This is a genomic window from Mesotoga sp. UBA5847, from assembly GCF_002432735.1.
Lineage (GTDB): Bacteria > Thermotogota > Thermotogae > Petrotogales > Kosmotogaceae > Mesotoga.
On sequence record NZ_DJGL01000001.1, the window covers coordinates 1 to 13005 of the forward strand.

General features: G+C 46.0%; 9 protein-coding genes and 2 pseudogenes. 8 read left to right on the forward strand and 3 right to left on the reverse strand.

Annotated elements, in window-relative coordinates; genetic code table 11:
• Positions 1 to 142 precede the first annotated feature (142 nt).
• From B3K91_RS00005 to B3K91_RS00030, 6 genes and pseudogenes are all read left to right on the forward strand, one after another.
• Positions 143 to 1262, forward strand: a pseudogene (locus B3K91_RS00005) (tripartite tricarboxylate transporter permease).
• A gap of 95 nt (positions 1263 to 1357) precedes the next feature.
• Positions 1358 to 2175 (forward strand): annotated as a pseudogene (locus B3K91_RS00010) (3-phosphoshikimate 1-carboxyvinyltransferase).
• Between the two features lie 29 nt (positions 2176 to 2204).
• The gene (locus tag B3K91_RS00015; RefSeq protein WP_292593771.1) at positions 2205 to 2552 is read left to right on the forward strand and encodes a hypothetical protein; all 348 of its coding nucleotides are present in this window, start codon (positions 2205 to 2207) and stop codon (positions 2550 to 2552) included.
• Positions 2553 to 3245: 693 nt separating this feature from the next.
• Positions 3246 to 4988, forward strand: coding sequence for a gamma-glutamyltransferase (ggt, locus tag B3K91_RS00020; protein ID WP_292593761.1), 1743 nt, complete (start codon positions 3246 to 3248; stop codon positions 4986 to 4988).
• A gap of 11 nt (positions 4989 to 4999) precedes the next feature.
• Entirely contained in the window at positions 5000 to 5557 is a 558-nt protein-coding gene (locus B3K91_RS00025; RefSeq protein ID WP_214079652.1) for a DUF6305 family protein, read from the forward strand.
• Positions 5558 to 5612: 55 nt separating this feature from the next.
• The gene (locus B3K91_RS00030) at positions 5613 to 6686 is read left to right on the forward strand and encodes a succinylglutamate desuccinylase/aspartoacylase family protein (RefSeq protein WP_292589573.1); all 1074 of its coding nucleotides are present in this window, start codon (positions 5613 to 5615) and stop codon (positions 6684 to 6686) included.
• A 240-nt stretch (positions 6687 to 6926) separates the two neighbouring features.
• Here the strand turns inward: B3K91_RS00030 and B3K91_RS00035 are convergent, their stop codons facing one another.
• Genes B3K91_RS00035 through B3K91_RS00045 form a run of 3 tightly spaced genes read right to left on the reverse strand, consistent with a single transcriptional unit; the run spans position 6927 to position 10573 of the window.
• Positions 6927 to 9638, reverse strand: coding sequence for a hypothetical protein (locus tag B3K91_RS00035; RefSeq protein WP_292593765.1), 2712 nt, complete (start codon positions 9636 to 9638; stop codon positions 6927 to 6929).
• Between the two features lie 15 nt (positions 9639 to 9653).
• The gene (locus B3K91_RS00040; RefSeq protein ID WP_292593767.1) at positions 9654 to 10001 is read right to left on the reverse strand and encodes a prepilin-type N-terminal cleavage/methylation domain-containing protein; all 348 of its coding nucleotides are present in this window, start codon (positions 9999 to 10001) and stop codon (positions 9654 to 9656) included.
• Between the two features lie 8 nt (positions 10002 to 10009).
• Positions 10010 to 10573 carry a PulJ/GspJ family protein gene (locus tag B3K91_RS00045; protein WP_292593769.1) on the reverse strand — a complete coding sequence of 188 codons (564 nt, stop codon included), beginning with the start codon at positions 10571 to 10573 and terminating at the stop codon, positions 10010 to 10012.
• A gap of 873 nt (positions 10574 to 11446) precedes the next feature.
• Between B3K91_RS00045 and B3K91_RS00050 the strand changes: the two genes are divergently transcribed.
• Both B3K91_RS00050 and B3K91_RS00055 read left to right on the forward strand, forming a co-directional pair.
• Positions 11447 to 11728 carry a hypothetical protein gene (locus tag B3K91_RS00050; RefSeq protein ID WP_214079657.1) on the forward strand — a complete coding sequence of 94 codons (282 nt, stop codon included), beginning with the start codon at positions 11447 to 11449 and terminating at the stop codon, positions 11726 to 11728.
• Positions 11729 to 12205: 477 nt separating this feature from the next.
• On the forward strand, positions 12206 to 12922 hold the full coding sequence (locus B3K91_RS00055; RefSeq protein WP_292589559.1) for a CBS domain-containing protein: 717 nt from the start codon (positions 12206 to 12208) through the stop codon (positions 12920 to 12922).
• Positions 12923 to 13005: the final 83 nt, after the last annotated feature.

Genomic DNA, 13005 nt, shown 5'->3' on the forward strand with positions numbered 1-13005 from the left:
CTTCTTGGCACACTGCAACTTGCATCTTGGAACTTGGAGCTGATGATCAAGAACCAGGACGCGCAGCGTCGGAACTTAGAACCGCTCTTCTCCCGCTCTTCCAAGGAAGTACGAGGGACGGTTCTTCCCGCTCTTTCAGCTCTTGCCAAACCCTAGACCCCAAACCCGAGACCCGCACCTGCTTGCCCTCTTCGGCCTGACGACAGTAGGGTCTCTTACGTCGAAGAACTTCCTGAAGGGATTCATAAGCACTGCTCTAGGCGTCATCATAAGCTTGATAGGAATCGATCCGATAATGGGAACCCCGAGATTCACGTTCGGTTCGACGAGGCTTCAGGCCGGTATTTCCCTGATAGCCGCTCTGATCGGGCTGTTCGGTTTTTCGGAGATTCTCGTTCAGATAGGTCAGCGTTCTCTCGATCCCATTTCCGGAAAGCAGGGAAAGGAGAAGGTTGGTTTTCGGCAGCTATTGAGACACATTTTCCTTTCACTGCAGTCGGCAGTGATAGGTACGTTCATAGGTGCTCTGCCGGGCACGGGTAGTCCAGTAGCTTCTCTGATTGCTTATGATCAGTCAAAGAAGACCGTTAGGAAGCCAGAAGTACCCTTTGGAGAAGGGGCCGTTGAGGGAATAGTTGCCAGCGAGTCTGCTAATAATGCCTGTATAGGTGGAGCACTCATACCGATGCTTACGCTTGCCGTTCCCGGTGATGCGGTTACTGCGGTCCTTCTATCTGCAATGTACGTTCACGGTTTGAGACCCGGACCCCTGCTTTTCACGCAGACTCCCGATCTCTTCTATGTAATTCTTGCTGCGGGAATAATTAGTTCACTGTCGATAATCGCTCTCGGAATCAGTGTGGCACCGCTAATGGCCAGAATGGTGCTGATTCCGAAGAAGATCCTGCTTCCTGTGGCAGCAATTCTGTATAATTGGCGCTTATGCAATAAACTCAAGTGTATTCGACGTCCTGATTATGGCCATCTTTGGCCTGATTGGCTTCGTTATGAGAAGGAAGGGATACTCGGTGGTGCCAATGGTTCTCGGTATTGTGCTGGGATCGTTGATGGACGCCAATTTCAGAAGAGCGGTATCGCTGGCTTCGGCAGGAGACAATCTGATAATCTCAATGTTCTCCAGACCTATCAGCCTCATACTGATAGCCTTCATACTAATATCGCTGTTTTCAAATTTCGAGTTTGTCAAGACCGGAGTGAGGAAGCTCTTCTCCAGAGGGTCTGACAAAGGACAGGAGGAATGAAAATGATAGCCTTTGCTTCCAGGCATAACCTCTCAGGGAGGCTCTCCGTACCCGGTTCAAAGAGCCATACAATATGAGCGGCCCTCATCGCCGCGATGGCAAACGGGCTCTCAACCATAAGAAACCCTCTTCCCAGTGAAGACTGTCTTTCAGCGACAAGAGCCGCAAAGGCCTTCGGATCGGACGTGAAGATCGAAAGGGAGTATGGACTATCCAGAGCACTCAGGATGGCTTGAAAGTTCCCAACGATATGATCGACTGCGGCAATTCCGGAACGACCTATTACTTCGCCACGGCTATCTCCGGAACTCTGAGCGATTACGTTGTTTTGACGGGTGATTACCAGATCCGCAGGAGACCCGTGGGAAAACTATTGGATGCGATGAGAGATCTGGGAGCCTTTGCCGTAACCACAAGGAAGAACAGCAATGCGGCTCCTGTTATAATTAAAGGCCCCATGAGGGCCGGCACGATCGTTTTTGTTAGAATGATGTCCCAGTACATTTTGGGAATGCTTCTGGCCTCCGCAAGGATAAAAGGCAAGACAAGAATTGAAGTCCAAAAAGCCATAGAGAGACCTTATCTGCAGATGACGGTGGATTGGATGACCGAACACGGGATAAAAATCGAATACGACGAGAAAAACTACAGCTTCTTCGAAGTGGAAGGCCCCCAGGAATACAAAACGGTCGAAACTTCAATACCAAGCGACTGGGAATCCGTTGCATTCCCTCTTGTAGCGGCGCTGGTTACGGATTCCGAGATTGTGATAGAGGATCTCGATCTTTCCGGAAGCCAGGGAGACTCAGTAATCGTGGATATCTTGAAAGAGATGGGTGGAGACGTAACTATCGACGGGGCTACCAACTCTCTAAAGGCCAGGGGGGAAACAAACTCAGGGGAATCACCATAGATTGTTCCGACATTCCCGATGCTCTGCCCATACTAACAGTCGCAGCATGCTACGCTGAGGAAGACACCGTACTGAGGGGAATAGAAAGCATAAGAGTGAAAGAGACCGACAGAGACGAGGTAATGAAAAGGGAGCTCTCAAAAATGGGAGCATCGATCGAGGACACTGATCGTGAAATGATTATCCATGGCGCCAAGAAGCTAACCGGAGAAGAGGTCGAAAGCCACGACGACCATATAGTGGCTATGTCACTCGCCGTCGCGGGACTCTTCTCAGAAGGCGTCACGGAGATAAGCAATGCAGAATGTGTCTCGGTCTCCTTCCCGGGTTTCTACGAACTCATGAACGATGTTGGAGCTGGATTCGAGACCGAATAGAGTCACACGTCTCGAGAAGATATCTAGCATTTGTCACTTTTAGGATGGAAATCATAGAGAACATCACTCATGAACCCCGGCTTCTCGGCCGGGCTTCTTTTATACCGGGCGCTTTCTGAAGATCAGAGTACCGACTGAACTTCCTAAGTACTTTTCATCGTGCTCTTAAGAACGGAACCTTTTCGAGAATCCTCGAAATGACTCAGCGATTGATTCTTCTCGAAATTTCAGTTGAATCAGCTCTTCAGAGAAAGAAACTCAATTTGTGAATTTCAAGTCTCGTTGCCAATCAAAACTGGATCTTCATTCAGCTACACTCGGTAACCTTTCACATATTACTCTTCCACCTCCCGCAGGAGAGGAAACTACTTCTCTTCAACACAGACAGACTTCCTTTTCCAGTCTTCATTTGCTACTTGCAGTACTGATCTCTAGGAGCATTATTGCAGACATTATCTGCAGTGCGAGCGCGTTTCAGATGAATGAACTACCGACTACTACTTGACTGACTCTCTTTCAGATATTCACGCCTCATTGGGATCGTATTCGGCAGTAATATCTGAACTTGGTTTCTCTGTTTATGAAGAAGTATAATCTATTTAGGGTTGTCTATACACAGATTCCAACTGTTTTAGGCTTTTTTACTTCATTTCGATCGCTGATGGCGATCAAATTTTTTCAGAGGAGGTTCATATGAAAAAGGCTTTGGCTACTCTCTTATGTCTTGTTTTTCTTGTAGGAATTGGGTATTCAGTAATCACGATGGAAATGGGAGTTCTTCTTGCTTCCAATTCGGGAATCGTTGCGGCCGGTAATCCTTACGCATCTGCGGCAGGTGCTGAGATTCTGGAGAAAGGTGGAAACGCAATAGACGCGGCAATCGCCGTGAGTCTAGCACTTGGAGTTGTCGAGCCGTACGCGTCAGGTATCGGTGGCGAGGGATATGCTGTCGCCTCGTTCAATGGAGAGAAGATCGCTGTCGATTTCAGAAGCTCTGCCCCATGGCTGGCGTCCGTAGAGAACGCTGAAGCTCTTGGATTGACAACCAGTGATCTGAGAACGGGGCCTCTTAGCATATGCACCCCGGGAGTCCTTGCCGGAATTATAGAGCTGTGGCTTCACGGAGGCTCATTGCCCTTTGCCGAACTGATTGCACCGGCGATACGACTTGCAAGTGAAGGGTTTGTTGTGAACAATACCTTTGCGTCAACTTGTGGAAGTAGTTACGACGTACTGATGGAAAATGCTCCCGGATTCCTGAAGGATGGACTTTTCGCATGGGAAGCAGGCGATATCGCCACGAACCCAGAGCTGGCCGAAACCTACAGATACCTTGCAGAAAACGGACCACAGGCATTCTACAAGGGAGAACTTGCAGACAAGATCTCCAATCTTATTGAATCTAAGGAAGGGTTCCTTAGAAAGACAGATCTTGAGAACTACAGGGCTCTAGTGAAAGAGCCTCTTCACGGAACATACAGAGGCTACGACCTCTTCGTACCGAGTATTCCGGTTGGAGGCCCATACCTGATAGAGACTCTGAATATTCTTGAACACTTCAACTTGTCCGCTTTCAACTGGGACGACCCACTTGTTATGAACATTATTAGCCAGGCGCTGACATTCGCAATGATAGATCTTCTCTCTTACAGCGGTGACCCTGAGTATGTGTATGTGCCTGTCGAAACACTTATTACAAAGGACTACGCGAAGACACGGTTCATGAATATCGATCTGAACCAGGCTCTAGACAGTGAACTATTTTACACGGACTATCTGGGCAGGCCAGATCTCTTTGAAAACACAGATTCTTACATTGAGGCGATGTTAGCTGGCGCCGGAGTAATCGAACTGGAACCATCTTCCGCAGGAGTCGGAGAAGATACTACTCATTTCGCGGTAATCGACAGAGACGGAAACGCTGTAGCCTGGACGCAAACCCTGTCTTCTTTCTTTGGTTCAGGAGTTTATCTCGATGGCTTCTTCATAAACAACGAGATGGGTAACTTCACACTGGACGACACATCAAGAGGACTCGTTCCAGGTAAGAGACCGGTAACGACAATCTGCCCTACAATTATTGAGAAAGATGGAAAGGTCGTTTATTTGGTCGGTACTCCAGGCGGTTACTATATACAATCAACTATAACGAATGTAATAGTTGACCTCATTGATTTCGGGATGACACTCGATGAAGCTCAGATGAAGCCGAAGATAATCGGTTCTCCTAACTACCCCGAATTCAGAATGGAGACGGGATATCCCGAAAACACAAGATTGTTCCTTGAAGAAATCATGGGTCACACGGTAAGGGAGTTTGATTTCCCATACCGCTCGTTTGGCTCTCTTAACCTAATTCAGATACAACCGGACGGACTGGCAATAGGAATCGGAGCCTTCAGAAGAGAAGGAGGGGCCTCAGCTCCTGAGTATTGAGGAGAATGATCATGAGAAGAACGATACTAATAGTTGGATTGCTGATCGTCTGTATTGCCTGCTTTGCGCAGGAAAATGAGCAAGTAAGGTTCGAGCAGCCGGTGATAGTGACCTCCGCTGGTCAGTCTCCCGGTGCTCTTCAGTTAACAGTAGTCGCCAAAATGGCGAAGATCGAACACACTTTCGAAAAGCTGCTTAACGCCGATCAGTTTGAAATTGAAACATACAAAACGCTAATGATAGTCGTTGGCGCAAGTGGAAAGGGTCTAGGAGCCGCAGGGATAGAGATTGACGCGGAACTTCAGAGAGTCTTGCTTCTCGCTCAGAAGGCCAGAGAATACGGGACCAAAATAATCGTTGGCAACCTTGAAGGAGAGTCTCGGAGAGGCTCTTCATCCGATGAAATCCTGTTGGCTTTAGCGCCATATGCCGACGCTCTCTTTGCTAAAGTCGACGCTAATCAAGACGATTTGTTCACCAAGATAAGTGAGGAGAGATCCATTCCCCTCAAGCTTTTCGAAAAGACAGTGGATTTAGTTGAAGTTCTCAATGAATTCTTTGTGAGATAGATTATAGGGGCCTTAGGCCCCTTGCTTTTCTCTAAACGATCGGAGGTAATAGCAAATGAGAAAAACTCTTATCATCTTCATACTGGTTCTCGTTGCCTCATTTTCAATGGCGAGTTTTTTCAGGCCCGACATTCGTGCAGGTTATGGCGTAACGAGCACCGGATGGCTATCGGATTACTTCGAACCTCTCAAGGGAACGAACATGGATACTCCAGTCTACTACATGGACAGCGGAGTGCCCGGGCCCACCTTTCTGCTTATGGGTGGTACACATCCAATGGAGATCGCAGGAACCGTAGCTGCGACAATATTCATTGAAAACGCTTTGGTGAAGAGCGGCAGGATAATTGTTCTGCCTTTTGGCAACAGCAGCGCGGCTTCAATAGGAACCGTATTCTACCCGAACCAGCCGGATCACTTTCTGCAAATCGAGTCGAAGTCCGGGCCACGTTTCCTAGTATATGGAGACAGAAATACCGACATCGAAGATCAGGGTGCCCCCGATCCAGATGTCTACGTCCATTATCAGTCGGGACAGGAGCTTCCGGGCTACGAGTCGAGAAATCTGAACAGAAACTTCCCCGGGCGACCCGACGGAACCCCCACCGAAAAGCTGGCCTTCGCGATAATTGAACTGATAAGAACCGAGAAAGTCGATTTCAACCTCGACATGCATGAGAGCGATACTCCAGACAACTACAGCATTGTCGACGGAAACAAGGTTCAGGGAGGCAGACTGGCGTACATGCTTGTCTGTCACCAGCGTGGGCTGGAAATTGGCGCATACGCCACTATGGAGATTGAATTCAACTACGGGGTCTCTTTGAACCTTGAAGAATCCGACATACGATTTAAAGGCCTTAGCCACAGGGAAATCGGAGATGCCACGGAAAGTATTTCATTCCTTGTTGAATCGCCCAATCCCGGCTTCGACTACACGTGGCGTGAAAACGCCGATGTGCTCCACGATGAGAAGTACCCTCTCAAGCACCGTGTCGGCCTTCATCTGGCGACCGTCGAAGCGCTAATCAACGGCTACAACATGTTCATGGGCACGGAACTCACCTACACAGATGTTCCGACATACTCAGACTTGATGGAAAACGGCTTCGAAGCTTATTTGAACTAGAGAGTCGTCATACCTTGTTTAAGCAAAAAGCCCCGCCGTCACCGGGGCTTCTCTTCTCTCATACGAATGTTTCACCAGGTCTGATTCGATCATACTTACATCCGGAGCTTTGTGAAGAACAAGTCAAAAAGACACTTTCTTCGCAATACTTCCCTCGGTTCTAGTATATCCATTTGCACTCTCTGGTAAATGAGGATCAATCTCTCCGTTGAAAATGCAAGTCTTCTCAGAACGGAGTCTCTATCTCATCGATGTGCCCATTACTTCAAGAATATTCGACTCCGGAGATGCAAATGGCAAATCTTCGTTTCCGTAGAGTCTCTCATCGTAATAGTTACGGCTCCTGAAACCGCCCGAGAGAGTCCCTGCAGGACCTGCTTCAATAGAAACCATAGTGCCAAACAGATGCCTAAAACCCATATCTACATTGTAGCGATCGTAGCCATCTATGAGAATCTGTCCTGTATTGCTATGCCCACTATTCTTCCCGAACGCGAAGAGGTTAGTAAACAATTTGATATTCTTGATCGCATCTCTTCCACTCGAATTGCTCTGGTAAGGCATTACTATGTTCCCGTTAGTTGCAACAAGATTGAGCATGTCATTCAAAGAGGCGTTGGATGCTGACTCATTGGGGTCGTAGTCTGGGTCAAAGGCAAGTCCCGGCTCATCGACGTAACTTCTGAAAGTTGAATCATTCAGCATATCGTTATAAAGGATATCGCCATAAATCCTGATGTCTCCCTCTTTTGATCTTATTGTGTATCTCCCGTCAATAACAGTTGCTTCTCTACCCAGTGTCGTTCCAATACCTCCAGGTATTCCAGAACCTCCTGTTTCAATGTCCTCCTCAACCACGTAGTAACCTCTGTTTGAAAGAGTAGTAGCCTCGGTAGTGAAGGAAGGATAGTCTTCTTCGTTCTCCGAGTTGACTTTCATTATGACGGTCGTATCGAAATTTATCTCGGAAAAACCATCGGACGGAGTTATCAAATACATATAGACATCTGCATCTGCCACTTTTTGTCCGTTACCCCCACTTCCACCTATCACTTCCCAATCAGACCATTGAGAATAATTCCAGTCGGACCATACTGCTATTGCTACAGGCCCCTCGATGCTTGAGTTAAGACTCCATGACCTGGGTCCCTTTTGATAAGGTCCACTCTTGCCACTGAGTCTCCATTCCCATCCGGTGAAGACAAGAGAAAAAGCGATAGTCGACGTCTCATATTGCACAGGGTATCTGTTCGCAACTCGAGTTCGTTCCCTGATCTGGTGGCTGTCACTTGATGATCTTACTTCCCTATCCCACTGATACTTAATCACCGAATATGAAGTTGAGCTCTCAAAGGCTCCTGGCCCGACAAGATTGTTTAGTGGAGAGCCAAGAAGAACATCTGACGACATAGTTACACTATTAGCCGAGTCCAAAATGCTAAGGCTTCCGGTCGTTTCACTTTGAACAATGTTTCTCCTTTCCTCAATGATCGGGGATTCAAATCCTGAGAGCGTTACGTGGTCGCTACTGATTATCTCTCTCAGTTCCTCATACGTGAAGCTATCATCAGTTATGTTATCGTTCTTCCCGAGAATTGAGTTCGCAGAGAGCTTCCTGTGGTCATCATCAACTATCCAGGCTTCAAACGCATCCAAGAAGTCATTATCATTAATCAGTAGAGTTTCTAGCCATTGCGAGTCTTCATAACTTATCTGCTGTAACGTTTCAGTCTCAGACACCTGAGAACCGGAACTTCTCTCAGTGTCTTTCAAGTAGAGCCCGAGAGAATTCTGAGGCAAGCTAGTACCTCTTTCAAGTGCATTTAGCAGATCTTCAAGCGAAGTAATGTTTGAATAGTGACTGGAGTAATAATCTTCCATCTCATCGAATCTCGTTTCGAGGTCCTCTATGGTTTCTTGACTCACCTTGTTACTCCCGGCTCTCAAGAACCATGAAAGAAAGCGACTATTGAAGTCTCCCGAAGAAGCGTTGTCTACGAAGTCAACAACTGAACCTTTCACTCTTAGTTCTCCAGGCACTTCTTCATAGGAATCTGCTACAAGCACCTCATCAAATCCTTCAAGGAATATCCATGTTTCGCCATTCTCTACGTGTACAGCATAATTCTTGTTGTTGAATCGTTCATCATAATCGCCGTCGCCATCTGTATCTACTCGTATTGTCTTTTTTCCAACCCACTTCCCGGAAAGATCTATATTGGCATTCTCGTACCAAACTTCTCCATTGAAAATGGGCCCATCGTCCGAAATATCGTCAGGATCAGGTGGTATCGTTGCTTTCATTCTGAAGCCACCGTTGCCAGCTCCTCCCTGACCTACCGATCCGAAGAAAGTCGGTCCATATATAACGGATCCTGGATTCCAGAAGGCAGTTGAGTTGCTTTCCAGTTCGAATCTCGACCAGTTGCTGAAAAAACGCGGGCTCGCAAGTCCCCAGAAGTAAGCACTCATATTCCCCTTAGAGGTCTTCACGATCGCAAGAAGCGTATTAGGAGATGATGTGTAGGGGATTAGAATCATATCGTCGAAGGTTCCCCCCGTCACTTCATCAAAAACCTTAGTCAAATCAAATCCCGGCCTGTAGAACTGCTCACTAGAGAACTTAGAAAACAAATCCTTCCAAGCCCGGTATTCGAGAGTATCACTAACGAAAAGACCAAGAAAATCCTCATACATTGTTGGGGTCGAAGTTAGTGAAATATAGAAATTATCAGTTGAGAGATTGAGATAGCTTTCTTCAGCGAACTTTCTCTTGAGATATCCGAAATTCGCGAAGAATGCATTCCCCCCGTCCACCTGCAGCTGCGCCTTGCTAATCCGTTGAAACAACTCTGAGGTAGTTGAAGAAGTTCTGTTTAGAAGCGCAACAGAGATTACTGTAACTGACATCATTATTATCAAGGTCAATGGCAAAACAAGCCCTTTCCTCATGTGGCTCACTCCCAATCATTTCTGCATTACTGCAGTGAATGTTGCTTCGCGACTCTTGTCCTCTACATTCATTATTGTGATTGCTGCTTCAAGCTTTTCTAGGAGGCCGGAAGAGACACCTTCTGCAGCTAACCTGTCAAAGAAAGAACCATCTTCAGATACTTCCAATCCGTAATCGTTAACTCCACCCGATCTCCAAAGATTCGCGATTTCGTATCTTATTTCTGTGTAATTCTTCATTCTCACATTTGACTTGCTAAGAGCCGAGTGTATTGTGAGAAATATCTGAAATATGGTCACAATTATTACCGCAACAACGGCCATTGTGATAATCATTTCGACCATAGAAAGTCCCTTCTTCATAGTCATCCTCACTTCACATTTATTAATCTCACAGAAGACCTGTGAGTTCGAGTCCCATCGGGAGAAGAAAGCGTTATGCTATATGAAACCGATCCTCCGTTGACCGACTCAAATTCCAAATCGACATGGTCAAATGAGCTGGAAGAGAAAATTATGTTCTCAGCGCTGTCAAGAGGCTCAATTAAATCTGCAGTACTATCAACGGGAAAGTCTCCTTGAGCACTTTGCTTTTCCCATATGAAAAGCCTACCTTCATTAATATAAAACTGCTTTGTCACCTTTACCCTGACGAAGGGCAAAGAAACCATATATCTCAATCCTCTTGCCGGTCCCTCTTCACTTTCCTTTACCAGAGTTATCTTTTCAACATTTGGGCCTGCCTTTGAAAGCTCAGCCTGAATTATGCTGTCAACTTTGAAAAGTTCTGAATATCTCTCTACCTCTCCAAGAGCAATATTCGATCTTCTGATGAGATCTGTGAACATCAAGAGTACTGATGAAAGCACAATCGTGAAAACTATCATTACTACTGTCAGTTCAACAAGAGTCATCCCAATTTTCCTTCGTTTCACTTCTACCACCCTGTCCATTCGAAAAATCCTAAGATAATACCATAAGGACTATCCTTATCTCTTGTGTGTGTCTCTAGTTCTAACTTCGTTGAATGTTGCTCATTCAAAGTCTTGTCTTTCGATTGTGAGCTTGCAACAAGATGCCAATTCTCCGGTCTCGACGAGAATTAATTATCCACTGAGCTTTGAAGGACTCACGATTCTTATGTGGAGCTGCAATAAGTTATTACTCGAACGCTTGCAAAGTTTCTGAATCTATACGATCGTCTGGCATTCATTGTCAATCGCTCGGTTTCCTCAGAAATGAGTTTCCCAACATCAGTCGAATTGAGGAAATTCCCTTCCATATATTTGATGCTGTCAGTAATCATTGACGAACATCCTTATCAAAGTTCCTACTCTGATGACAGAAAATAGCCTCGGTGAATTGAGAGCGGCGCTAATTGGTCATTTCCTCTTCTGTTTCATCACTGTCAAGTAATACTTTGGACTGAATTTCAATAAATGAAGATTCTATCCCGACTTTTTCCTAGTGTCGCTCCAAGAGACCTGCGAAAACAATCAGGAGCTTATCTAAAAGTGATTGCTTTCGGCAGATAAGAAATCTCAACTGTCGAAAAAGGAAAATCATCTGAATGATGTAATTCCGATTTCTCGAACCATCATGACTTTTCGAAAGCTGCATGCAGGTGTTCAATTCTCACGATTCTTGAGACTCAAATGAGCTGCTTGCTTGGGAAGTGCTCTTGCGATTTCACATTGAAATTACGGAAGTTTCTTCTCATCAGGCACTGTTTTGCATCGACTTTCGTGGAAGATGATGAAGATAAAGGATCATTCTCTTAATGAAGACAGGAAAGGAGATAATGATTTATGAGGGAAAAAGAGAGAGAGATAGTCAAAAGACAAATTCGCGAGTTGCTTTTGGAATCCGCAAAACCCTATATCGATAAGAGAGCAGATATGATCCTAGAGAGCAACCTTCTTAAAGACGAAGAAATATCTGAGCTGATTCAGGAAGGAAGAGCTTACACAATGGCAATTGCGCTCATAAACGACTGGTTGCTCACACTCCCTTATCCCCTGAAAGGGAAGACGTACAAGAAACTCAAGAAAGTTCTCGATAGTTTGATGTCGCACCACAATAATGGTTGATTGGAGCACTTCCACATTGAAATGAGATCTCCAATACCTCGCCTGATGAAAGCTACTACTCCTAGATTTTTCACTCAGGATACAGAAATAGTAGACCGGTATACTGTTCTTTCTATGTGACTCGCACGGCAATAACATGGCAGTTAGATTCAGTTTTCTCCTGAAGAGCAGCCATTCCCCCGACTGCTCTTTGAAACTTATGAACTGGATTCGTTTCACAAAGTTGTATGTGATTGGAATGAGTTGACAAACCTTATAATACTGCTCGAAAAACAGATCTGAGAGTTCAGAAAGTTCCGGAGTCACCAATGATCTTCCGATTCCCCAACCGCGATTGTAGATCTGCAGTTCTCCCAGTACCCCGCTGTTTTGATATACTCTATTTAGGTAGAGAGTCGTCTCTCCAATTCTTGTCCAGTTCTGCTACCATTACTGATTCTCTGCGATTGTAAGCGAAGTTCCATTCAGGAGGTCGATATGGACAATTCAGAGAGGTTTATGCAGGCCTTCAGATCGATAGAGGGCTATCTGAGGAAGATAAACGAAGATTACCGGATCGACGGCTTCGCAAGATCCTTGAGAGATGCATCAAAGAGCGACAAAACTCTGCGCAACTACCTCGACATACTACTCGAGTACGCTGAACTCCGAAATGCAATTGTCCACACGCTAACAAGTGATGGCAAACCTATTGCAGAACCGCATAAGGAAGTCGTAGAAAATATTGAACACGTTGCCAAAATGTTGAACGCTCCACCCAGGGTATCTACGATATTCAAATCAGGAAAAGTCGTTACAATCGACCTCAACGATACGGTTGACAAAGCCCTGAAGATCATAGGGGAGAAGTCATTCTCTCAGATACCCGTCTATGAGGGAAGGCAATTTAGAGGAATTCTCACTACGAATGCGATCGCCAGGTGGATGGCCTTTGTTGGCGAAGAAGAGAGGGCGTACATAAAAGATATGCCGATTCGAGCCGTGATGGACTATGCGGAAGAAGACGAGGCAGTCGAATTCGTTAGCAGAAAAGCGACTCTCTTCGAAATCGCAGCTTCATTCAGCGAGTTCAGTGCTTTGGGCAAAAGGCTAGAGGCGATACTTGTAACTGAAAACGGCAGAAGAAGCGAGACTCCCCTGCAGATAATCACCATCTGGGATATCCCGCTCATATCTGAGACTCTAAACTCCTGAGAGAAAACACAGACAAAGCCAGACATCGAATACCAGAAGGAAGGGTATCCCCTTTGTCCAATGTGCAAAGGGGATTTCATACG

Coding starts and splice junctions, on each gene's coding strand:
- ggt (WP_292593761.1), top strand. CDS start 3,246: ATGAAAAAGGCTTTGGCTACTCTCTTATGTCTTGTTTTTCTTGTAGGA.
- B3K91_RS00025 (WP_214079652.1), top strand. CDS start 5,000: ATGAGAAGAACGATACTAATAGTTGGATTGCTGATCGTCTGTATTGCC.
- B3K91_RS00030 (WP_292589573.1), top strand. CDS start 5,613: ATGAGAAAAACTCTTATCATCTTCATACTGGTTCTCGTTGCCTCATTT.
- B3K91_RS00035 (WP_292593765.1), bottom strand. CDS start 9,638: ATGAGGAAAGGGCTTGTTTTGCCATTGACCTTGATAATAATGATGTCA.
- B3K91_RS00040 (WP_292593767.1), bottom strand. CDS start 10,001: ATGAAGAAGGGACTTTCTATGGTCGAAATGATTATCACAATGGCCGTT.
- B3K91_RS00050 (WP_214079657.1), top strand. CDS start 11,447: ATGAGGGAAAAAGAGAGAGAGATAGTCAAAAGACAAATTCGCGAGTTG.
- B3K91_RS00055 (WP_292589559.1), top strand. CDS start 12,206: ATGGACAATTCAGAGAGGTTTATGCAGGCCTTCAGATCGATAGAGGGC.